This is a genomic window from Pararhodobacter zhoushanensis, from assembly GCF_025949695.1.
Lineage (GTDB): Bacteria > Pseudomonadota > Alphaproteobacteria > Rhodobacterales > Rhodobacteraceae > Pararhodobacter > Pararhodobacter zhoushanensis_A.
On record NZ_JAPDFL010000001.1, the window covers coordinates 1,048,633 to 1,068,540 of the forward strand.

General features: G+C 67.2%; 22 protein-coding genes. 9 read left to right on the top strand and 13 right to left on the bottom strand.

The window, feature by feature from the left end; all coding sequences use genetic code 11:
- The first annotated feature begins 17 nt into the window (after positions 1-17).
- The 5 genes from OKW52_RS05155 to OKW52_RS05175 are packed head-to-tail and all read left to right on the top strand — an operon-like array spanning position 18 to position 2,983.
- Complete coding sequence (locus OKW52_RS05155; protein WP_264504757.1) at positions 18-851, top strand: type II secretion system minor pseudopilin; 834 nt, start codon at positions 18-20, stop codon at positions 849-851.
- A complete protein-coding gene (locus OKW52_RS05160) occupies positions 851-2,014 on the top strand; it encodes a type II secretion system protein L (protein WP_264504758.1) in 1,164 nt (387 codons plus the stop codon). Before OKW52_RS05155 ends, OKW52_RS05160 begins: the two co-directional genes overlap by 1 nt.
- Entirely contained in the window at positions 2,011-2,295 is a 285-nt protein-coding gene (locus OKW52_RS05165; protein ID WP_264504759.1) for a type II secretion system protein GspM, read from the top strand. The genes OKW52_RS05160 and OKW52_RS05165 overlap by 4 nt, the downstream gene beginning before the upstream one ends.
- Positions 2,265-2,507: a type II secretion system protein M gene (locus OKW52_RS05170; RefSeq protein ID WP_264504760.1), complete on the top strand. Its 243-nt coding sequence runs from the start codon at positions 2,265-2,267 to the stop codon at positions 2,505-2,507. The genes OKW52_RS05165 and OKW52_RS05170 overlap by 31 nt, the downstream gene beginning before the upstream one ends.
- Positions 2,504-2,983 (top strand): hypothetical protein, encoded by a 480-nt coding sequence (locus OKW52_RS05175; protein WP_264504761.1) that lies wholly within the window; start codon positions 2,504-2,506, stop codon positions 2,981-2,983. The genes OKW52_RS05170 and OKW52_RS05175 overlap by 4 nt, the downstream gene beginning before the upstream one ends.
- On the opposite strand, the gene OKW52_RS05180 is transcribed toward OKW52_RS05175, so the two are convergent.
- The 5 genes from OKW52_RS05180 to OKW52_RS05200 are packed head-to-tail and all read right to left on the bottom strand — an operon-like array spanning position 2,973 to position 8,278.
- Positions 2,973-4,181, bottom strand: coding sequence for a type II secretion system F family protein (locus tag OKW52_RS05180; RefSeq protein WP_264504762.1), 1,209 nt, complete (start codon positions 4,179-4,181; stop codon positions 2,973-2,975). The two genes, OKW52_RS05175 and OKW52_RS05180, sit on opposite strands and share 11 nt — an antisense overlap.
- Positions 4,178-5,326 carry a GspE/PulE family protein gene (locus tag OKW52_RS05185; RefSeq protein ID WP_264504763.1) on the bottom strand — a complete coding sequence of 383 codons (1,149 nt, stop codon included), beginning with the start codon at positions 5,324-5,326 and terminating at the stop codon, positions 4,178-4,180. The genes OKW52_RS05180 and OKW52_RS05185 overlap by 4 nt, the downstream gene beginning before the upstream one ends.
- On the bottom strand, positions 5,323-5,616 hold the full coding sequence (locus OKW52_RS05190) for a hypothetical protein (protein ID WP_264504764.1): 294 nt from the start codon (positions 5,614-5,616) through the stop codon (positions 5,323-5,325). Before OKW52_RS05190 ends, OKW52_RS05185 begins: the two co-directional genes overlap by 4 nt.
- A 3-nt stretch (positions 5,617-5,619) precedes the next feature.
- Entirely contained in the window at positions 5,620-7,539 is a 1,920-nt protein-coding gene (locus OKW52_RS05195) for a secretin N-terminal domain-containing protein (protein ID WP_264504765.1), read from the bottom strand.
- A 58-nt stretch (positions 7,540-7,597) separates the two neighbouring features.
- A complete protein-coding gene (locus OKW52_RS05200) occupies positions 7,598-8,278 on the bottom strand; it encodes a hypothetical protein (RefSeq protein ID WP_264504766.1) in 681 nt (226 codons plus the stop codon).
- Positions 8,279-8,358: 80 nt separating this feature from the next.
- Here OKW52_RS05200 and OKW52_RS05205 point away from each other — a divergent pair, with 80 nt between their 5' ends.
- The 3 genes from OKW52_RS05205 (at position 8,359) to OKW52_RS05215 (ending at position 10,115) form a co-directional block, all read left to right on the top strand.
- Positions 8,359-8,886, top strand: coding sequence for a tetratricopeptide repeat protein (locus OKW52_RS05205; protein WP_264504767.1), 528 nt, complete (start codon positions 8,359-8,361; stop codon positions 8,884-8,886).
- A 216-nt stretch (positions 8,887-9,102) separates the two neighbouring features.
- Positions 9,103-9,594, top strand: a complete 492-nt coding sequence (locus tag OKW52_RS05210; RefSeq protein ID WP_264504768.1) for a hypothetical protein — start codon at positions 9,103-9,105, stop codon at positions 9,592-9,594.
- Between the two features lie 11 nt (positions 9,595-9,605).
- A complete protein-coding gene (locus OKW52_RS05215; RefSeq protein WP_264504769.1) occupies positions 9,606-10,115 on the top strand; it encodes a hypothetical protein in 510 nt (169 codons plus the stop codon).
- 3 nt (positions 10,116-10,118) lie between these two features.
- On the opposite strand, the gene OKW52_RS05220 is transcribed toward OKW52_RS05215, so the two are convergent.
- From OKW52_RS05220 to OKW52_RS05250, 7 genes are all read right to left on the bottom strand, one after another.
- Positions 10,119-10,343: a formate dehydrogenase subunit delta gene (locus tag OKW52_RS05220; RefSeq protein ID WP_264504770.1), complete on the bottom strand. Its 225-nt coding sequence runs from the start codon at positions 10,341-10,343 to the stop codon at positions 10,119-10,121.
- The gene (gene fdhD, locus OKW52_RS05225; RefSeq protein WP_264504771.1) at positions 10,333-11,139 is read right to left on the bottom strand and encodes a formate dehydrogenase accessory sulfurtransferase FdhD; all 807 of its coding nucleotides are present in this window, start codon (positions 11,137-11,139) and stop codon (positions 10,333-10,335) included. The genes OKW52_RS05220 and fdhD overlap by 11 nt, the downstream gene beginning before the upstream one ends.
- A complete protein-coding gene (gene fdhF / locus OKW52_RS05230) occupies positions 11,139-14,021 on the bottom strand; it encodes a formate dehydrogenase subunit alpha (RefSeq protein ID WP_264504772.1) in 2,883 nt (960 codons plus the stop codon). Before fdhF ends, fdhD begins: the two co-directional genes overlap by 1 nt.
- A 111-nt stretch (positions 14,022-14,132) precedes the next feature.
- Entirely contained in the window at positions 14,133-14,342 is a 210-nt protein-coding gene (locus OKW52_RS05235) for a DUF4287 domain-containing protein (RefSeq protein ID WP_264504773.1), read from the bottom strand.
- Positions 14,339-15,865 carry a formate dehydrogenase beta subunit gene (locus OKW52_RS05240; protein ID WP_264504774.1) on the bottom strand — a complete coding sequence of 509 codons (1,527 nt, stop codon included), beginning with the start codon at positions 15,863-15,865 and terminating at the stop codon, positions 14,339-14,341. The genes OKW52_RS05235 and OKW52_RS05240 overlap by 4 nt, the downstream gene beginning before the upstream one ends.
- A complete protein-coding gene (locus OKW52_RS05245; protein WP_127105267.1) occupies positions 15,865-16,344 on the bottom strand; it encodes a formate dehydrogenase subunit gamma in 480 nt (159 codons plus the stop codon). The genes OKW52_RS05240 and OKW52_RS05245 overlap by 1 nt, the downstream gene beginning before the upstream one ends.
- Before the next feature lie 98 nt (positions 16,345-16,442).
- Positions 16,443-17,321 carry a LysR family transcriptional regulator gene (locus OKW52_RS05250; protein WP_264504775.1) on the bottom strand — a complete coding sequence of 293 codons (879 nt, stop codon included), beginning with the start codon at positions 17,319-17,321 and terminating at the stop codon, positions 16,443-16,445.
- A 127-nt stretch (positions 17,322-17,448) separates the two neighbouring features.
- Between OKW52_RS05250 and OKW52_RS05255 the strand changes: the two genes are divergently transcribed.
- On the top strand, positions 17,449-18,585 hold the full coding sequence (locus OKW52_RS05255; protein WP_264504776.1) for an aminotransferase: 1,137 nt from the start codon (positions 17,449-17,451) through the stop codon (positions 18,583-18,585).
- Here the strand turns inward: OKW52_RS05255 and OKW52_RS05260 are convergent.
- The gene (locus OKW52_RS05260) at positions 18,582-19,772 is read right to left on the bottom strand and encodes a multidrug effflux MFS transporter (RefSeq protein WP_264504777.1); all 1,191 of its coding nucleotides are present in this window, start codon (positions 19,770-19,772) and stop codon (positions 18,582-18,584) included. The genes OKW52_RS05255 and OKW52_RS05260 overlap by 4 nt on opposite strands.
- Positions 19,773-19,908 lie beyond the last annotated feature (136 nt).

Genomic DNA, 19,908 nt, shown 5'->3' on the forward strand with positions numbered 1-19,908 from the left:
GGCAGCACCCGCGCGGTATGGCACTGATTCAGGCGCTGCTGATCGTCGCGGCCCTTGCCGCCGTTGCGACCGCGCTGATGCTGCGGGCCGAACGCGCGCGCGAGCGGCTGGACTGGCGGCAGGGGGCCGAGCAGGCGACGCTCTACATCGGCAGCGCGGTTTCCCTGCTGCGCACCCGCTTGCCCGACGGTCCGGTGAACCGCCGTCAGGACTGGGCGCGACCGCGCGAGGGGATCGAGATTGATCGCGGGCTTTTGGCGTGGGAGATCACCGATCTGTCAGGCCGCTTCAACCTCAATCTGCTAAAGGCCGATGAGGACGGGCGCTGGCATGCCGCATTTCGGACATTGGCCGAAGGGCAGGGCCTGTCCGACGATGCGATTGCTGACATTCTGGCCGCGATCGACAGCCGGGAAGACGCGGAACCGCTATCTGCTCCCCTGTTCCTGCGCGGGGTCGTGGGCGACGCGCGCGATGACTGGGACGCGTTGCTGCCCTTCCTCACCGCCTTGCCGCGCGCGACGGCGCTGAACATCAACACGATGTCCGACGCGGTATTCGCCGCGCTGACCCCGGATCTGCCCGGCCTGACCCGTGACACGATCCTGCGGCAGGTACAGCGCGAACCGGTCGACGAGATCGCCACGCTGAACACCTGGATCGCGCAGCGTTTGGGGGACGCGGTGGCCGCAGCCTTCGATGCGTTGCCGCTTGGGACGACCTCGCGCTACTTCGAGGCGCGTATCGAGGCGCGGCTTGACACCCTTGCCCTGCGCCGGTCTGTTGTAATTGACACGGGCGGGCCTGAGGGTGACAGCGCCGTGTTGATGTCGTTGCCCGAGTTGCCCTGATGCCCCCTGTCGCCCCCTCCCGCCGCCGCCGAGCCGCCCCGCCCGCGACCTGGCGTCTGGGCGAGGATGCGCCACCCTCCGGGCCGTTCATCGCCTTGGTGCCCGGTGCCGATGCGCCCCTGATCACGCTGAGCCTGCCCGCTGCGCTGAAGGGCGCCGCGCGCGAGGATGTCGCGCGGCGACAGGCGCAGGACCGGCTGGGCGCGGGGCTCGAGGTGCGCCCGGCGCGGCTGGCCGGGGCCGATGACTGGACCCGCGTCGCGGTGGCCGAACGCGCGGCGGTATTGCGCTGGCGCGCGGCACTGGGCTCAGCCGCGCCGCGCTGCCGGGGGCTGGTGCCCGATTACCTCGCCTTGCCCACCGCGCCGGGACTGTGGTCCGTGCAGGCGGACCGCGATGGCGTGACGGCCCGGCTGGGCGTCGGCGACGGGTTTAGCGCCGAGCATCCGCTGGCGCTGCGCATGCTGACCTTGGCACTGTCCGAGGCCCGCGCGACCAGCGCGGCACCGGGCGCGGTGTTGCTGACGGGCGAGGCGGGCGCGGCCTATGCCACACTGTTCGACGGGGTGACGCTGGCGCGCGCGGCAGGGGATCTGCCGGCTGCGATGAAACCGGTGGTGCTGGAAAATAGCGAAGAATCCGTCGATTTCGCCCGCGATCCCCGCGCCGACGCCGTGGGGGTCGAGGCGCGGTTGCGCAGGCTGATGTGGCCTGCGGTTCTGGTGCTGCTGGGCGCTTTGGGCTGGGCCGGGGCGCAGGCGCTGGCGATCCGCAACGACCGCGCGCTGGCCGTGGCCGTGCAGGCCGAGACGCTGGCCGCCGTGCGCCGGGATGTGCTGCCGTCGGGGCCGATCCTTGACCTGCAGGTGCAGGTCACCCGCGAGATCGAGCGCCGCCGCGCCGCTACGGCTCCCGTCGCCGCGCCCACCGGCCCGCTGGACCTGCTGCGCGCCGCCGCGCCGGTGCTGGCCGGGGGCGAGGTGCAGTCGGTATCGCTGGGGATTGACGGGTTGAGCGCCGCGCTGCGCGTCCCCGATTTCCGCGCGCTCGACGCGCTGGCGGGCGCGCTGGCCGAGGTCGGTGTCACCGCGCGCACCACCCGCTCGGGCATCGACCCCGACGGCGGCGTCGCCGCGACCCTGTCGCTGGAGGTCGCGCCATGATCGCTGCGCTTGCCCGCGTTCTGGCCCTGCGCAGCCCGCGTGAACGGGTGTTGCTGGCGCTTCTGGCGCTGGGTGCGCTGCCGGTGGCCTTTGTCGCGCTGGTCGCCCTGCCGCTGATCGACGCCCGCGCCGCTGCCCGCGCGGATCTGACCGCCGCGCAAGCGGTGCGCGACTGGTACGCCGCGCGTCAGGGGGAGATCGCAGCGCTGCCGCGTCCCGGTGCCCCGCCCCCACAGAGCGCCCGGCCCCGGTGGGCCTTGGCGGGATCGAGCTGCGCCTGATCGACGCGCGCTTGCGCGATGCGGTGACCCTGCTCGCCAACGGCCCCAACGGGCGCGTGGCCCTGACGCTGGACGCGGTGCCGTTCGGCGACTTGATGGGCTGGCTGGACGGGATCGAGGACGGCGCGGGCTACCGCGTCAACGCGCTGCAGGTGGAACGATCCGCGCCTGGCGAGGTTGATGCAGAGCTGCAACTGGAGCCGCTGCGATGATCCGTGGGTTTGCCATCTTCCTTGGCCTCTGGCTGGGATTGTGCGTCGCTGTGCTGTTTGGCGGCTCGCTGGCGCATCTGCGGATGACCGGGCTGAGCCTGCCTGCGTGGGTTGACGGGGTCGCGGAGGACGCGGGGTTCACCGAAGGCCGGGGCACGCTGAACGGCGCGGCGCTGCACTGGCGCTTGAGCGGGTGGAGCGGGTTTGACGTCACCCTGACTGGCCCCGACTGGCAGGCGCAGGGCCGGGCCGAGCCGGAAGGGACAGCGCTGCGCATCACGCAGATCACCGGGATCGTGCCGCTGCGCTTTCTGGACGCAGGCGCGGGGGATCTGGCGCTTGAGGGCGGCGAGATGCTGGTCGGACTGGACGGCACGCTGCGCGACGGCCAGCTTGAGGGGCAGGCGCGGGGCAGTGATCCTGCCGGGCCGGTCACGCTGATCTGGGAAGACGGCTGGCGGCTGGTCAGCCGGTGACCAGCGCCTGCATGTCAAAGATCGGCAGCAGGATGGCCAGCACGATGGTCAGCACCATGCCGCCGACGATCACCATCGATGCAGGCTCGATGATCACCGAGACGCGCTTGCGTTCGGTCCTGAGCCAGCTTTCCGCCAGCACCGCCGCGCGTTCGGTCATCGGGCCCAGCCGGGCCGAGGCCTCGCCCGCCTGCACCAGTTGCCGCGCGACAGGGTTGAGGAAGGGCAGGCGGGCCAGCGCCTGTGAAAGGCTTTCGCCGCGCTTGAGCGCTTCGCCCGCTTCCTCGGCCACGGCGCGGTAGCGGGTGATGTCCAGCACGCCGGCGGAAAAGCGCAGCGCCTCGGTCAGCGGCAGGCGCGAGTTGATCACCACGGCCAGCGTGCGCAGATACTGCGCCGCCGCCGCCATGCGCAGGAAGCGACCGATCAGCGGCAGGCGCAGCAACAGGGTGTCGCGGCGATCGCGCAGGCTGGGGGTGCGGTTGACAGCGATGATCGCCGCAATCACCAGCCCCAACAGCGCCAGAAGCGCCAGCCAGTGATCGCGGATGGCATCGACGATGCCCATCACGGTGACGGTCAAGGGCGGCAGGGGGCGGCCTGATTCCTCGAACATGGCGATGATCTCGGGCGCGACGGTGGTCATCAGGATCGCGCAGACGACGATGGCGACGACGGTGACAAAGGCGGGGTAAACCAGGGCCGAGGTGATCGCCGCGCGGTCGCCGGCGCTGGTTTCCAGATGCTCGGCCAGCGTGTTGAACACCACCGCCAGATCGCCCGATTGCTCGCCCGCCCGCACCGCCGCCGCGTACCACGCGGGCAGCGCCCCACCCGCACGGGTCAGCGCGTCGGCCATCGAATCGCCCTGCAGCAACCCGGCGCGGGCTTCGGCGGCCAGCCGTTCGATCCGTGCCGCCCCGGCGGCCCCCTGCACGGCCTCAAGCGCGGCGTCAGCCGACAGGCCAGCGCCCAGCAGGACTGCCATCTGCCGGGTGAAGACGCTGAGCAGATCGCGGTCGATGCGCCGCTCGCGTTTGCGCGCTTTGGTGGGGGTGCCCGCCTGCGCGTCCAGCGTCGCGGGCATCAGGCCCAGCTCGACCACCCGCAGCGAGGCGTCGCTTTCATCCTCGGCCACCACCACGCCGCGCTTGCGTTTGCCGTCCGGCGTATAGGCGGTATAGGCGAAGGTTTTCACGGCGATTCACCCAGCACGCGCCGGACCTCGGCCAGCGAGGTCGCGCCCTCGGCCACCAGCATCAGCGCCGAGGCCATCAGTGTGGGGCGTGGCCCGGCGGCCTCGCGCAGGGTGACTTCCGAGGCGTCGCTGTCAATCGCGGCGCGCAGGGTTTCGTCTATTTCGAGGATATCGAAAATACCGACCCGCCCGGTGAAGCCAGTGTCATCGCATTTCTCGCAGCCCGCTGCGTGGCCGATCATCTCAGGCAGCGGCACGCCATGCGCGGCGAACTGCGCTGCCTCTTGCGCCGTGGGCCCGGCCTTGCGCGCACAGTCCGGGCACAGCCGCCGCACCAGCCGTTGCGCGACAACGCCGCGCAGGGTGGCGGCGATCAGATACCCCTCGACCCCCAGCTCGCGCAGGCGCACCACGGCGGCCAGTGCGGTGTTGGCGTGCAGGGACGAGAACACCAGATGCCCGGTCAGCGCCGCCTCGCTGGCGGTCTGCGCGGTTTCGGTATCGCGGATTTCGCCCACCAGGATCACATCGGGGTCTTGCCGCAGGATCGAGCGCAGGCCGCGCGCGAAGGTCAGCCCGATTTCGGGGTTCACCGGGGTCTGGCTGATGCCGGGCAGATCGTATTCAACCGGATCTTCCACGGTCAGGATCGTGCGTTCGCGCCGGTCGGCCAGTCGCAGCAGGGAATAGAGCGTGGTCGTCTTGCCCGAGCCGGTCGGCCCGGTGGCCAGAATGATGCCGTTGGGCAGCGCGGCCAACCGGTTCAGCCGCTCGGCATTCACCGCTGACAGGCCCAGCCGGTCCAGCGCCATCAGCCCGCCCGAGCGGTCCAGAAGGCGCATCACCACCCGCTCGCCGTGATGGCCGGGCAGGGTGGACAGACGCACGTCGATGGCCCGCCCGCCCAGCCGCAGCGCGATGCGCCCGTCCTGCGGCAGGCGCGTCTCGGCGATATCCAGCCCGGCCATGACCTTGAGCCGCGAAACCACGCGCTTGGCGGGCACGTCGCGGCGGTCAAAGACCGATTGCATGGTGCCGTCGATGCGCATGCGGGCGCGCAACCCGTCCTCATGCGGTTCCAGATGCAGGTCGGACGCCGAGCCGCGCACCGCCTGCCGCAGCATCTGGTTGACCAGCCGGATCACCGGCGCGTCTTCGGGGTCTTCCAGAATGTCGCGGGACAGGCCACGCTGGGGGAGTCTTCGAGGTCAAAAGCAACCTCGCCGCCCTCATCGCTGCCGGTGTCATAGAGGCGCGAGAGGCGCGACAGGAACCCTTCGCCATCGTGCATCTCAGGCTCGACCGCCTGACCCGCCGCGCGGCGGGCGGCGCGCAACCCGTTCATCGTGACCTCGGGCCCGGTGAGCAGCGTGGCCTCGTCCAGCGCGACCTGATTGTCGCGAGCAAAGGCGAAGGGCAGGCGCGCGCCGCTCATCGCTTACTGGCCCTGATCCACTTGCAGGCGGGGCGGCAGCGGCGGGAACAGACGGTCACGCACCGCCTGATCGACATAGGGATCATCGAACGGCTGGTTCAGATCCACGCCGTCGAAAGGAAACCCGGTGCGGCGCACCTGCGGGTACAGGCTGTCGGTGTTGCGCGGCGAGACGAGACGGCCCAGACGCTCGGTCTCGCGCGCGATCTGACGGCTGAGCGCGGTGGCCTGATGGTCATCGCGCACGACGCGCGGGCGCAGCATGATCAGCAGCACGCGCTGGCCCTCTTGCAGCGAGCGACCCCGGAACAGCGCGCCCAGCACAGGCAGGTTGCTCAGGCCGGGGACGCGCTGGTTCTGCGCGGTCGAGTTGTCCTCGATCAGCCCACCCAGAATGATTACCTCGCCGTCCCCGACCAGTGCGTTGGTGCTCAGCCGACGCCGGGCGGTGACTTCGCCCCCGGCGGCGGATGTCGTGCCGGTCAGGTTGGACACCTCCTGCGCGATGGCCATGCGCACGGTGCCGTCATCGGTGATCTGCGGGCGCACGGTCAGGGTCAGGCCGACGTCCTGTCGCTCGATGGTCTGGAACGGCTGATCGGGCACGGCACTGTCGCCGACGGTGGAATACTGGCCGGTCACGAAGGGCACGTTCTGTGCGACGATGATCTCGGCTTCCTGATTGTTCAGGGTCAGTACGGCGGGGGTGCTGAGCAGCCGGGTCGAGCGTTCACGGGCAATCGCAGTGAGCAGCGCGGCGAAGTTGCCGTCCGAGGCACCCAGAACGCCGCCATTGCCGGGATTGACGTTGTTGCCCGCCATGGCCGCCGAAATCAGCGTGATCAGCGAGGTGCGGCCATCCAGCGCGAACGAGGTGCCGCCGCCGATGGCGTCATTGAGCAACCCGCCGAACTGCACCGACAGGTCAGAAAAATTCTCGGCGCTGACTTCAAAGATCACCGCTTCGATCAGAACCTGCGACGGGCGGGTATCGAGCGACTGGATCGCGCGGGTGATCGCCTCGACCCGGTCCTGCGGGGCGGTGATGATGATCGCGTTGGACTGCGGTTCGGCGACGATGGTGATCGCCGCGTCGCCTTCGCCGCCCGCGCCCATCGACTGGCGGATGACATCGGCCAGTTCGGTCGCCTGCGCGAAATTCAGCCGCACGACGCGCGAGGTCGGGCGCATCTGCGGCGTATCGAGCTGCATCACGACCGAGCGCACACGGTCGCGGAATTCGGACGGGCCGGACACGACGATGGCATTCGCGCCGGGGTCGGCGGCGATGGTGCCGGTCGCGGCGGTCGGTGGCAGCGCGGCCTGCAACACGGTGATCATCTCGGATGCGCGGCCGTGGTTCAGGCGGATGGTTTCCACCGAGCGGCTGCTGGCGGTGTTCAGACGCTCGATCAGCGCCTCGATCCGGGTGATGTTTTCGGTGCGGTCCGACAGCACGAACAGCCCGGCCGAGGGGATCGGCGTCAGGATCGCATCGGGCGCGACCAGCGGTTCGAGCACATCGTACATCTCGACGATATCGCCGCCGCGCACCGGGATCACGCGCGTCTCATACCCGCCGCCGCGCTGCGCGCGTGCCGCCGCCAGACCCGAGGCCAGATGCATCGGCACGATCCGGTCGATGCCTTCGCCCTCAAGGATCGTCACGCCGTTGATTTCCAGCACGTTCAGGAAAATCTCGTACATCGACGCCGGGGTGACCGGAACGGGCGCATAGACCGAGACCGTGCCCTGCACCTCGGGATCGACCAGAAAGTTGCGCCCGGTCTGTTCCGACACCAGCTGGATATAGCTGCGCAGATCGACGTCGCGCAGATCCAGCCGGATTTGCGCCGAGGCCGGGCGCAGGGCGCCAAAGGCAAGCAAGAGTCCGAGCAGCAGGAAGGCGGCGAAGCGGGTCATGGCGCGATTGTTTCCGTTTGGTAAGCAAGGTCAACTGGTAAGCGCAGGAAGGTCGGTGTCATCGGCTGATCCCGAACCGGTCGCGCGGACTTGCCGGGACCGGTCCGTCCCGAAAGCGGTCGCCGTCAATCGGGCGTCTGCGCGTGGGGCCTTCATAATCGGCGCCCATGCTGCCGTCATAGGCATCGGCGTCGACAGGGGTGGAATCTTCGGAAAATCCGATCAGGTAGGGTTCGCCATATAGATCAATGACCACGCCCTCTTCGGTAATGTCGTCGACAGCATAGCCGTCGGGCAGCAGGTCGCCGACGTGCAGCATCATGACCCCCTCGGGCGTTTCGAGCAATGCGAAACTCTCGCTGATGCCGTCGCTCATCGCCAGCCCGCGCAGCACAAACGCGCTGTCATCGAAATCGTCGGCAGGGTCATAGGCGGGCTCGGGGATGCGGGGCGCAGGCGGAGCCTCGGCGACAGGGGCGGCGGCGGGCGGTGTGCCGAACAGCGCCGCCCAGCTTTGGCGCGCGGGGGCCGTGTCGGTCGCGGTGCCAGCGGGTTGGGTGACAGCGGCGATGGGGGGCAGGGGGGCTGCTTGCGGTGTCGGGGCGAGCAGGGCCAAAGCAGCCAGACCCAAACCGCAGCCCGCGACCACTGACGCGCAGAACAGCAACAGCGCCGACGGCCGGGCCGTCGGGGAATGCGTCAGGGCAGTCGTCACGCGGGCGGGCGTGGCAAGGGTCATGCGCGATGGGCCTCATGGGTGTTTTTGTGGACATTATCGGCCTCTCGGCCTAGGATGAAAAGAAAAATAAGGTGAGAGCAGTGATCCAATTCCTTCGGTTCAGGGGCCGGATACCGGCGCTGTGCGCAGTGCTGCTGCTCGCGTCATGCGAAGCGGCGGGAACGCTGGCAGGCGGCGGTGCGCAATCGGACTATCTGGTTGCCCGTCAGGCGCTGGAGACCGGCAATTACGATCTGGCCATCCGCCGTTATGGCGCGCTGATGGAACAGGTTGATGCCGCCTCGGCCTCGCGGTTGCAGCTTGAATATGCCCACGCCCTGTTGCGCGGTAACCGCTATGACGAGGCGATCGCGATCTGCGACACGCTGGTCGCGCGGCAAACCGGCTCGATCCATGCCTCGGCCCTGTCGGTGCGCGGCACGGCCCGCCACGAAGCGGCGCGGCGGCTGCTGGATGCAGGGCGCGACCCGTCAACCGCCCGTGCACTGCTGGTCGCGGCGGGCAGTGACATCGACGCCTTTCTGGCCGCGCCGGGTGCGCTGGACGCCGCCGGGTCGATGCGCGCCCGCTCGCAGCTGATCACCGCGGATCTGGGCCGGTTAAGCTGATCCGCACCGCCTGGTCGTGACGCCGCGCTATCGCCTGTCAGAGGCCGCCCGTGACAACGGGCGGTCTTTTTGATGGGCTGGTCTGCGGTTCGCCACCGGTTTCTGTGCCGCTGAAAAGTCAAATTCATTACAATTTTTAGTCAAAATTTGCCTAACTTCGGCCCTGTTCAGCCGCCAGTTTGCCCGCAGTGACAGTAACGGTACAGGGGTGGCTTCATGGGTCTTGAGAACACAACCGCGCGGCACGTCGCCTTCGCCATTCTGGCGGCTGGCGTTGCGCTGGCGACGCCAGCGGCAGCGACAACCGAGCTGCTGGGCGGCGGTTTCATGGTCAGCCGGTGGGGTGGCTGCGAAGACTACGGCTGGGTCGGCACCCAGCAGGTTCTGGCACGCATGGAGCCGCAGGGGGCACCCGGCAATCTGGCGACCGAGTCCCAGCTGTCCCTGCTTCTGAGCACCGGCACTATCGCCATCCGCTACAACAACGAGGGTGGCTATCGACGCAATCAGGAGATCACGCAGGCCACCTATGTCTGGAATGGTCCGTGGACGCCCGACGAGCCATCCATGTCGCTGTCATGGGATCTTTATGGCGAGATCCCCGAGGCCAGTGACAGCGCTCTGGACCAATTGGTCATCAATTTCCAGAACTTCAACGAGCACCCGGGTTGCCGCATGTCGGTTTTCCTGGTGATGCAACGCAACTGAGGGGCTCTGTGATGAAACCGTTTCTGCGCCGTCTTACCGCCCGTCTCGCCCCGCTTGTTGCCGTTGCGCTGATGGGCGTCTCTGCGCCCGCGCATGCCGAATTCATGGGCGGCGGCTATCTCACCGATTACGCGGGCTGCGATCAATACGGCTGGCCGGTCAATGTCGAAATGGTCCGCGCCCGCTACAGTGCCCGCGAGATCGACGGCGGCCCGTCGCAGATCGTGCTCACTTTCGCCGTGGGGGGCGTGAACACCTTTGTCTACTATGGCGACCTGTCGCCCAGCCGCGCCTGGCGGCAGGCGTCGGGTCAGGTGATCTGGGGCACCTCGGGGGCCATCCGGCCTGCGCCGCGCCTTCGGGTGCTCGAACGCGAAAGCATCCCGTTTGCCGGTGCCAGTTTCGATGCGCATGTCGAAAACATCCGGCTGCGCCTGCGTATCCGCCATTTCAACGGCATGCGCGGGTGCACGGTGACGGCCGTGCTGATGCTGAACGACTGGAATAACGAGATTAACTGACGCTTACGCAGGCTCGACCGGGCGGCGGATCTGATCTGCCGCCTCGATCACCAAGGGCGACAACCCCTCGCCCCCCGCGTCGAGCAGCGCGAACAGCTCGCGGCGCATCCGGGGTTCCCAGAAATCGTTGATGTGCAGCGCCAGCCCTTCGACGCCCTCGGCATGGGGTTTGGACGCCATGAAGGTGGCGATCTGATTGGCCATGCGGGTGATCTTTTCAGCGGACATTCTGCTCTCTCGTCTCGATACGGTCGGTATGGGTGAAAGCCTCGAACCGGTCGGGGCGGGCCTGCGCGATCAGGGTGATGCCCAGATGATCGGCCAGCGCGACGGCGTCGGCGGTCGGGGACGACACGGCAATGATCGCCGGGGCACCCAGCGCGGCGACCTTTTGCACAAGGTCGATGGAGACGCGGCTGGTCAGCACCACCGCGCCAGTCCCGGCGCGGGTGCCCGCGCGCAGCATCGCGCCCGCCAGCTTGTCCAGCGCGTTGTGCCGCCCGACATCCTCACGCGCCGCCACGATCCGCGCGCCGTCCCAGAACCCGGCGCAATGCACCGAGCGGGTGGCATCGTGCAGCGTTTGCTGCGCGGGCAGCGCGGCAATCGCGGCCATCACCTGCGCAGGTGTCAGGCGGAAGCTGCCATGCGGCACGGGCGCCATCTCGCGCAGCGCCTGCTCCAGACTGTCGATGCCGCACAGCCCGCAGCCCACCGGCCCGGCCATCACCCGGCGGCGCGCGGTCAGCCGCGCCTCGGCATCCTTGGACACCCAAAGCTGCACATCCAGCCCGCGCGGGGTTTCGACAACCTCGACGCTTTCGATCTCTTCGGGCCGCGCCAGCCCTTCGGTCAGCGCGAACCCAAAGGCGAAATCGGCCAGATGGTCGGGCGTGGCCATCATCACCGCCTGCGTGGTGCCGTTGAAGCTGAGCGCGACGCCGACCTCTTCAGGCAACACCCGTTCGCCCGACGCGATGGACGCGCCGAACGACAGGCGGGGAAGGGGCCGCGCGCCCTGCATTACTCGGCAGCGGGCAGGATACGGCGGGCCATTTCGGCCTGCGCGGTGTAGTCTTCCTGCCATTGCGACGGGCCATTCGACGGCGCGATCTGCACCGCCGTCACCTTGTATTCCGGGCAGTTCGTCGCCCAGTCGGAATAGTCGGTGGTGACCACGTTGGCCTGCGTGTCAGGGTGGTGGAAGGTGGTATAGACCACCCCCGGCGACACGCGGTCGGTCAGCGTGGCGCGCAGCGTGGTTTCCCCGGCGCGGCTGGTCAGGCGGACGTAATCCCCCTCATGGATGCCGCGGTTTTCGGCGTCATGGGGGTGGATTTCCAGCACGTCCTGATCGTGCCAGATCACATTCGCCGTGCGCCGCGTCTGCGCGCCGACGTTGTACTGGCTCAGGATGCGCCCGGTGGTCAGCAACAGCGGGAAACGCGGGCCGGTTTTCTCATCGGTGGCCACGTATTCGGTGCGGATGAACTTGCCCTTGCCGCGCACGAACGCGCCGATGTGCATGGTCGGCGTGCCCTCGGGCGTGGCCTCGTTGCAGGGCCACTGGATCGAGCCCAGCTCGTCGAGCCGCTCGAAGCTGACCCCGGCAAAGGACGGCGTCAGCAGCGCGATCTCATCCATGATCTGGCTGGGATGCGCGTAATTCCAGTTCGCGCCCATCGCGTTGGCCAGCATCTGGGTGACTTCCCAGTCGCCATAGCCGTTCTTGGGCGCCATCACCTTGCGCACCCGGTTGATGCGGCGCTCGGCGTTGGTGAAGGTGCCGTCCTTCTCAAGGAAGGTCGAGCCGGGCAGGAAGACATGCGCGTAATTCGCCGTCTCGTTCAGGAACAGGTCATGGACGATCACGCATTCCATCGCGGCCAGACCGGCGGCGACGTGGTGGGTGTCGGGGTCCGATTGCAGGATGTCCTCGCCCTGACAATAGAGCCCCTTGAACGTGCCCTCGACCGCCGCGTCCAGCATGTTGGGAATGCGCAGGCCCGGCTCGTTGTCGATCTTGACGCCCCAGGCGTTCTGGAACAGGTCGCGCACGTCGTCGTTCTTGACGTGGCGATAGCCCGGCAGCTCGTGCGGGAACGAGCCCATGTCGCAGCTGCCCTGCACGTTGTTCTGGCCGCGCAGCGGGTTCACGCCCACACCCGGCTTGCCGATGTTGCCGGTCAGCATGGCAAGGTTGGCGATGCCGATCACGGTGGTCGAGCCCTGGGAATGCTCGGTCACGCCCAGCCCGTAATAGATCGCGCCATTGCCGCCAGTGGCATAAAGGCGCGCGGCTTCGCGCACGGTCTGTGCCTTCACGCCGGTCAGTTCCTCGACCGCCTCGGGTGAGTTTTTCTCATCCGCGACGAATTCAGCGTAGTCCTGGAATTCATCCCAGTCACAGCGGGTGCGGATGAACTCTTCGTCCATCAGCCCCTCGGTAACGATGACATGCGCGATGGCGGTCACGATGGCGACGTTGGTGCCCGGGCGCAGCGGCAGGTGATGCGCGGCCTTGACGTGCGGGCCTTCCACGATGTCGGTGCGGCGCGGGTCCACCACGATCAGCTTCGCGCCCTTGCGCAGGCGCTTTTTCAACCGGCTGGCAAAGACCGGGTGGCCGTCGGTCGGGTTCGCGCCGATGATCATCACCACATCGGACTGCTCGACACTGTCGAAATCCTGCGTGCCGGCCGAGGTGCCAAAGGTCTGGCCCAGCCCGTAGCCGGTGGGCGAGTGGCAGACGCGGGCGCAGGTGTCGGTGTTGTTGTTCAGGAACACCGCGCGGGTCAGCTTCTGCACGAGGTAGGTTTCCTCGTTCGTGCAGCGGCTCGAGGTGATCACACCGACCGACTGGCGGCCGTGCTTTTCGATCAGGCCCTTCATGCGGTCGGCGGTGAAGCGCATCGCCTCGTCCCACGAAACCTCTTGCCACGGGTCGGTGATCTTGTCGCGGATCATCGGGTTCAGGATGCGGTCCTTGTGCGTGGCATAGCCCCAGGCAAACCGGCCCTTGACGCAAGAGTGGCCCCGGTTCGCCTTGCCGTCCTTGTGCGGCACCATGCGCACCAGTTCGTCGCCGCGCATCTCGGCCTTGAACGAGCAGCCGACGCCGCAATAGGCGCAGGTGGTGATGATCGCGCGCTCGGGCGTGCCGATCTCGACCACGGATTTTTCCACCAGCGTGGCGGTCGGGCAGGCCTGCACGCAGGCACCGCAACTGACGCAATCGGACGACAGGAACGTGTCACCTTTGCCACCCGCCGAGACGCGGCTGTCAAAGCCCCGGCCCTGAATGGTCAGCGCGAAGGTGCCTTGCACTTCCTCGCACGCGCGCACGCAGCGTGAGCAGACGATGCATTTGGACGGATCATAGTCGAAATACGGGTTCGACCCGTCCTTGACCATGTATTGCGGGTTCGCCTCGCCGTTGTGGCGCGGGCGGAAATGGGTATCGACGGCCTCATAGCGGACATCGCGCAGGCCCACCGCCCCGGCCATGTCCTGCAATTCGCAATCACCATTGGCGGCGCAGGTCAGGCAGTCGAGCGGGTGGTCCGAGATGTAAAGCTCCATCACCCCCTTGCGCAGCTTCTTGAGCGGCTCGGTTTGCGTGTGAACCTTCAGCCCCTCGGCCACCGGCGTGGTGCACGAAGCGGGCGTGCCATTGCGGCCTTCGATCTGAACCAGACACAGACGGCACGACCCAAAAGCCTCGACGCTGTCGGTCGCGCAGAGCTTGGGAATGCTGATCCCGGTCATCGCGGCAGCGCGCATGATCGACGTGCCCTCGGGCACCGTGACCTCGAACCCGTCGATGGTCAGCGTGATCTGCTTTTGCGATTTGGCGGCGGGGGTGCCGTAGTCGCGGTCATCCCAGGGAATGATAAAGTCTTTCATTTCGCATTCTCCGGTTGCTGTTTGGCTTTGGGCTGGTGGCAACGGTCAAGAAGTTCGGTGCGCAGGAAGGTCAACAGATCGACGGGGCGGGTCGGTGGGGGCGTTGTCATCTCACTCTCCCTGCGCTTTGGCGTGGGCGACGATGGCATTGGCGTGCCCGTGGCCCAGACCATGCTCGGTCTTGAGCAGGGCGACGACGGCCATGTGCGGCTTGTCCTTCAACCCGTCGCGGGCGAGGGTCAGCCAATGGTCGATCGGCTTGCCATAGGTCTTTTCGATCGACGGAAAGTACGAGGCCGGGCCTTTGACGGTATCGCTCATTCTGCGGCCTCGCGGGTGCGGGCGAAATCGTCAGGGAAATGCGTCAGCGCCGACATCACCGGATAGGGCGTGAAACCGCCCAAGGCGCAGAGCGAGCCTGATTTCATCGTGTTGCACAGATCCGCCAGCAGCGGCAGGCCCGAGGCATCGCCCGCCGCCACGCGGTCCAGCGTTTCCACCCCGCGCACCGCGCCGATGCGGCAGGGCGTGCATTTGCCGCAGCTCTCGATGGCGCAGAATTCCATCGCGAAGCGGGCCATTTTCAGCATGTCGGTGCGGTCATCGGCGATGGTCAGCCCGGCGTGGCCGATCAGCCCGTCCTTGGCGGCGAAATCCTCATAGGTGAAGGGCGTGTCGAACAGCGACGGCGGGAACCATGCACCCAGCGGACCGCCGACCTGCACCGCCTTGACGGGCCGACCCGAGGCCGTGCCGCCGGCAATATCTTCGACAATCTCGCCAAGGCTGAGGCCGAAGGCGGTCTCGAACAGCCCGCCGTATTTCACATTCCCGGCGATCTGCAGCGCCATGGTGCCATGCGAGCGGCCCATGCCGTAGTTTTTGTAAAACGCCGCCCCGCGATCCATGATCACCGGGACCGAGGCCAGCGAGATCACGTTATTGACCACGGTGGGCTTGCCCATGAAGCCCTCAAGCGCGGGCAGCGGCGGCTTGGCGCGCACCACGCCGCGCTTGCCTTCCAGCGAGTTGAGCAGCGATGTTTCCTCACCGCAGACATAAGCCCCCGCGCCGACGCGGACCTCCATGTCAAAGGCATAGTCCGAGCCCAGCACGCTGGCGCCCAGCACACCGGCCTCCCGCGCGATGCGGATCGCGGCGTCGAACTGGCTGATCGCAATGGGATATTCGCTGCGGGTGTAGATATAGCCCTTGGTCGCGCCCACGGCGATCCCGGCAATCGCCATGCCTTCGATCAGGGTGAAAGGATCACCTTCCATCAGCATCCGGTCAGCGAAGGTGGCGCTGTCGCCCTCATCGGCGTTGCAGACGATGTATTTCTGCGCGGCGGGCGCGTCGTGGACGGTTTTCCACTTGATGCCGGTCGGGAAGCCCGCACCACCCCGGCCCCGCAGGCCAGAATCCGTGACTTCCTTGACCACCTCGGCGGGCGTCATCGCCAGCGCGCGGCGAAGGCCTTTCAGGCCGTGGTGCAGTTCGTATTCATGCAGGGACAGCGGGTCGATCACGCCGACGCGGGCAAAGGTCAGCCGGGTCTGGCGCACCATCCAAGGCAGTTCTTCGGTCAGGCCCAGATATTTGGGATGGCTTTCGCCGTCGCCGAAAATCGCGGACACGTCGTCCGGCGTCATCGGACCAAAGGCGATGCGGCCCTCATCGGTGACCAGTTCGACCAGCGGCTCCAGCCAGACCATCCCGCGCGAGCCGTTGCGCACCACGGTGACGGCGATGCCGCGCTTGTCGGCTTCGGCCTTGATTGCGGCGGCGACATCATCGGCACCCAGTGCGACGGCGGCGGAATCGAGGGGGACATAGAGTTTCATCAGCGTGCCCCCTCAAGGATCTTGTCCAGCTTGGCGGCATCGGCGCGGCCCACCAACTTGCCGTTGACCATCGCGGCGGGACCGCAGGCGCACAGGCCCAGACAGAACACCGGTTCCAGCGTCAGCGCGCCATCGGCCGAGGTTTCGTGCCAGTCCAGCCCGGTTTTCGCCCGCGCGTGATCGGCCAGATCGTCGGCACCGACGGCCTGACAGGCCTCGGCCCGGCACAGTTTCAGCACCGTGCGGCCCGCCGGATTCTCGCGGAAATCGTGGTAAAAGCTCATCACGCCATGCGCTTCGGCGCGGCTGATGTTCTGGTCCTTGGCGATGATCGGCAGGGCGTCCTGGGGGACATGGCCAAAGGCCGCTTGCACCGCGTGCAGGATCGGCAACAGCGCGCCCTCCATCCCGCGATGGGTGGCAAGGATCTGGTGCAGGGTCTCAACCCCTGCTTCCCCGAACGCTGGTGTGGCTGGCATCTGGCTTCTCCGGTCGATTCACGCGTGCGTAGCGGCAAAGCGATTGAATTTCAAATTGTGAATTCCGTTATCTGATAGAGAACGTCTATCAAAGCGGCTTAACTCACGGTCTTCAGAAACGCATCCAGCAGCAGCGTCCGCCGCCCCACCGGGGGCAGGATAAAGGCGACCGTGGCGATGCCGCTGACCCCGCCGGTGATGGGAATACAGGCCAGTTCGCGCCCGGTGGCGTAGAAGGCAGCCGTGCGCGCGGGCAGGATGGTGGCGTGGTGCGGCGCGGTCACATGGCTGATCAGCGCGACGATCGAATTGGACTCGATGCGCGGTGAGACGCTGATGCCCGCGCGTGCCAGATTGGTGTCGATGATCCGCCGGTTCTGCATGTCGGTGGTCAGCAGGCCCAGCTCGTACCCGCCCAGATCGGCCCAGCGCAGCGAGGCGGGCAGGTCCGCGCGGGCGCAGGTGACCAGCGCATAGCTTTCCTCGTACAAGAGCACCGAGCGATCCGCCGCCGGCTTGTCCATCGGCGTATCGACGGCGGCATAGCTGAGGCCCGCGTCGATCTCGAACTCGGTCAGGCGTTCCAGAATCTCATGGCTGTTGAGCGACACGATGCGCAGCCGCACACCGGGATGCGCCGCCAGAAACGGGCGGGTCAGGTCATGGATAGAGGACAGCGCGGTCGGGATCACCCCCAGCCGCAGCGTCCCTGACAGCCCCTCGCGCGCCACGGCCACATCGGATTTCATCGCCCGCGCCTCGGCCACGATGGTCTTGGCGCGGGCCAGCACGCGCTCGCCCTCGGTCGTCAGGCCGATATAGCGCGCCCCGCGCTGCACCAGCTGCACGCCGAGGCTCTGCTCCAGCGCCTTGATGCCGGATGACAGGGTTGGCTGCGTCACATGGCAGGCCTCGGCCGCGCGTCCGAAGTGACGCTCGCGGGCAAGGGCGATGAGCATTTCCAGCTTGTCGATCATATCCGCCAGCTTGCCGCAAAGCGACGTCGGCGGAAAGGGTCCGACTGTCCGGCTAAAGCGTTTGCAATGCGGAACGGCCCGCGTGATGCTGCGCGCCAAGGCATGCAAGAGAGCACGGAGGGACGCGATGCACATCCAACCATTCGGCGTTGAGATCTGGATGAACGAGTGGGAAACCCGCTGCGATCTGAACCTTGCCGAGACTTGCGTGGAAAGCCTGACCATCGCGCAACTGCTGGAACTGACCGGGCGGAATGGCGACGATCTGTCGGCGCTGTTGCCGCTGCAGATGACTTACGGCGCGATTGAAGGCTCGGACCGGCTGCGCGATGCGATTGCGGCGCTGTATGCGAAACAGCAGCGGGAGAACGTGATTGTCACCCATGGCACGATTGGCGCGAATATGCTGGTGCACAAGGCGCTGGTCGGGCCCGGTGACCGCGTGGTCGCCGTGGTGCCGACGTATCAGCAGCATTACTCGATCCCCGACAGTCTGGGCGCGGATGTGCACCAGCTGGCCTTGCAGGCCGAGAATGGCTGGCTACCCGATCTGGACGCCCTGCGGGCGCTGGTGGTGCCGGGCACCAAGCTGATCGCGCTGACCAATCCCAACAACCCCACGGGTGCGCTGATCCCGGTCGAGATGTTGCAAGAGATTGCCCGGATCGCGCGCGAGGTCGACGCATGGGTGCTGTGCGATGAGGTGTACCGCGGCACGGATCAGACCGGCGACGGGCGCACGGCTTCGATGGCGGATCTGTATGAAAAGGGGATCAGCACGGCGGGGATGTCCAAGGCGTTTTCCCTGGCCGGGTTGCGGCTGGGCTGGGTGGTGGCCCGGCAAGAGCTGCTGGACATGGTGTCCATCCACCGGGATTATGACACGATCAGCGTCGGCAGGGTCGACGACCATTTCGCCACGCTGGCGCTGGAAGCCGCTGACCGGGTACTGGACCGCGCGCAGGCGATCACGCGGGGCAATCTGCAGATCCTGTCAGACTGGATCGACACCCAGCCGCGTCTTGACTGGGTGCGTCCGGCCTCGGGCACCACGGCCTTCGTGCGCTTTGACGCGCCGATGACCTCGCGCGAGTTCTGCATTGCGCTGCTCGAGGACACCGGGGTGATGTTCACCCCCGGCTCGGCGCTGGGCGTCGAGGGTTGGCTGCGCATCGGCTACGCCAACAACCCCGAGATCCTGCGCGAAGGGTTGCGGCGGACGGGCGAATTTCTCGCCCGCCTGCCAGATCCTGCGCTGGTTTAGACCGCCAGCCGCCGCATCGGCAGCGACAGCGCGGCGGCGGCGAAGGCCATCACGCCACACAGCGCGATGGCTGCCGTCATGCCCATGGCCGAGTTGTCCAGCAACAGCCCGGTAATCACGATCATCACGCCGCCGGTCAGCATCTGGATCGTCCCGCCCAGCGACGAGGCCAGCCCGGCGATATCGGGATGCGGGTCCATCGCCATGACCATGGCGGTGGGGATCACCAGCCCGAGGCAGGCGTTCGCGATGAACAGACCCGCAACCACCACGGGCAGCGAGGCCAGCCCGGCAAAGGCGACGATCGCCAGCAGCACGGTCGAGGCCATGAAGCCGCTGATCGCCAGAACGATCACGCGCTGCATGCCATAGCGGGCCGAGAAACGGCCAGCCAGCTGCGAGGCACCAAAGAAGCCGATGGCGTTGATCGCGAAGGCGATCGAGAAGCCAGTCGGCGACAGGCCGAATTCACGCGTGTAGACAAAGCTGCCGGTGGCGAGGAACACAAAGAAGCTGGCCATGCCGAAGCCGCCGATCATCGTCAGCCCCATGAACGAGCGGTCGGTCAGCAGGCGGCGGAAACCGGCCAGCATGGCGCGGACGCGCACCGGGCGACGCTCGGCGACCGGGAGGGTCTCGGGCAGGGCGAAGATGATCAGCAACAGGCTGATCACCGAGGCCACGGCGAGCACCATGAAGATCTCGCGCCAGCCGCCAAAGGCCAGCACGATCGAGCCGGTCAGCGGTGCCAGCATCGGCGAGATCGAGATGACGATCATGATCGCCGCCATCATCCGCGCGGCATCAGGACCGCTGGCCATGTCGCGGATCACCGCGCGCGGGACGGCCATCAGCGTGGCAGCGCCCAGCGCCTGCAAGGCGCGGGCAGCGACCAGCGTGGGCAGATCGGGGGCCATGGCGGCGAGCACCGTGGCAACAAAGAAGATCGCAACGCCGATCATCAGCGGCTTTTTGCGGCCGATGGCATCGGCCAGCGGGCCATAGATCATCTGCGCCACGCCGAAGACGAGGAAATAGGCGGTCAGGGTCAGCCCTGCGCCGGCTTCGTCCGTGCCCAGATCGGCAGCCACCTGCGGCAGCGCGGGCAGGTACATATCAATGGCGAAAGGTCCGACAGCGGACAAAAGACCCAACAAAAGGGCCATGCGGAAAAGCGGATCGCGCATCGGAAAACCTGCGAAAAATTGGTCATGGGAAGGGCCCGCCCCGAAAAACGGGGCATGGGCCGGACGCGTAACATCGTTCGCATGTGCAGAAAGTCAACGACCGGCGGTCGATTTTCCGATTTTCGCGCGGCGCCTG

Bases quoted from the DNA above. Each gene is read 5' to 3' on its own strand.
- OKW52_RS05155 (WP_264504757.1), top strand. From the start codon at position 18: ATGGCACTGATTCAGGCGCTGCTGATCGTCGCGGCCCTTGCCGCCGTT.
- OKW52_RS05160 (WP_264504758.1), top strand. From the start codon at position 851: ATGCCCCCTGTCGCCCCCTCCCGCCGCCGCCGAGCCGCCCCGCCCGCG.
- OKW52_RS05165 (WP_264504759.1), top strand. From the start codon at position 2,011: ATGATCGCTGCGCTTGCCCGCGTTCTGGCCCTGCGCAGCCCGCGTGAA.
- OKW52_RS05175 (WP_264504761.1), top strand. From the start codon at position 2,504: ATGATCCGTGGGTTTGCCATCTTCCTTGGCCTCTGGCTGGGATTGTGC.
- OKW52_RS05190 (WP_264504764.1), bottom strand. From the start codon at position 5,616: ATGAGCGGCGCGCGCCTGCCCTTCGCCTTTGCTCGCGACAATCAGGTC.
- OKW52_RS05195 (WP_264504765.1), bottom strand. From the start codon at position 7,539: ATGACCCGCTTCGCCGCCTTCCTGCTGCTCGGACTCTTGCTTGCCTTT.
- OKW52_RS05200 (WP_264504766.1), bottom strand. From the start codon at position 8,278: ATGACCCTTGCCACGCCCGCCCGCGTGACGACTGCCCTGACGCATTCC.
- OKW52_RS05210 (WP_264504768.1), top strand. From the start codon at position 9,103: ATGGGTCTTGAGAACACAACCGCGCGGCACGTCGCCTTCGCCATTCTG.
- OKW52_RS05215 (WP_264504769.1), top strand. From the start codon at position 9,606: ATGAAACCGTTTCTGCGCCGTCTTACCGCCCGTCTCGCCCCGCTTGTT.
- OKW52_RS05220 (WP_264504770.1), bottom strand. From the start codon at position 10,343: ATGTCCGCTGAAAAGATCACCCGCATGGCCAATCAGATCGCCACCTTC.
- fdhD (WP_264504771.1), bottom strand. From the start codon at position 11,139: ATGCAGGGCGCGCGGCCCCTTCCCCGCCTGTCGTTCGGCGCGTCCATC.
- fdhF (WP_264504772.1), bottom strand. From the start codon at position 14,021: ATGAAAGACTTTATCATTCCCTGGGATGACCGCGACTACGGCACCCCC.
- OKW52_RS05235 (WP_264504773.1), bottom strand. From the start codon at position 14,342: ATGAGCGATACCGTCAAAGGCCCGGCCTCGTACTTTCCGTCGATCGAA.
- OKW52_RS05240 (WP_264504774.1), bottom strand. From the start codon at position 15,865: ATGAAACTCTATGTCCCCCTCGATTCCGCCGCCGTCGCACTGGGTGCC.
- OKW52_RS05245 (WP_127105267.1), bottom strand. From the start codon at position 16,344: ATGCCAGCCACACCAGCGTTCGGGGAAGCAGGGGTTGAGACCCTGCAC.
- OKW52_RS05250 (WP_264504775.1), bottom strand. From the start codon at position 17,321: ATGATCGACAAGCTGGAAATGCTCATCGCCCTTGCCCGCGAGCGTCAC.
- OKW52_RS05255 (WP_264504776.1), top strand. From the start codon at position 17,449: ATGCACATCCAACCATTCGGCGTTGAGATCTGGATGAACGAGTGGGAA.
- OKW52_RS05260 (WP_264504777.1), bottom strand. From the start codon at position 19,772: ATGCGCGATCCGCTTTTCCGCATGGCCCTTTTGTTGGGTCTTTTGTCC.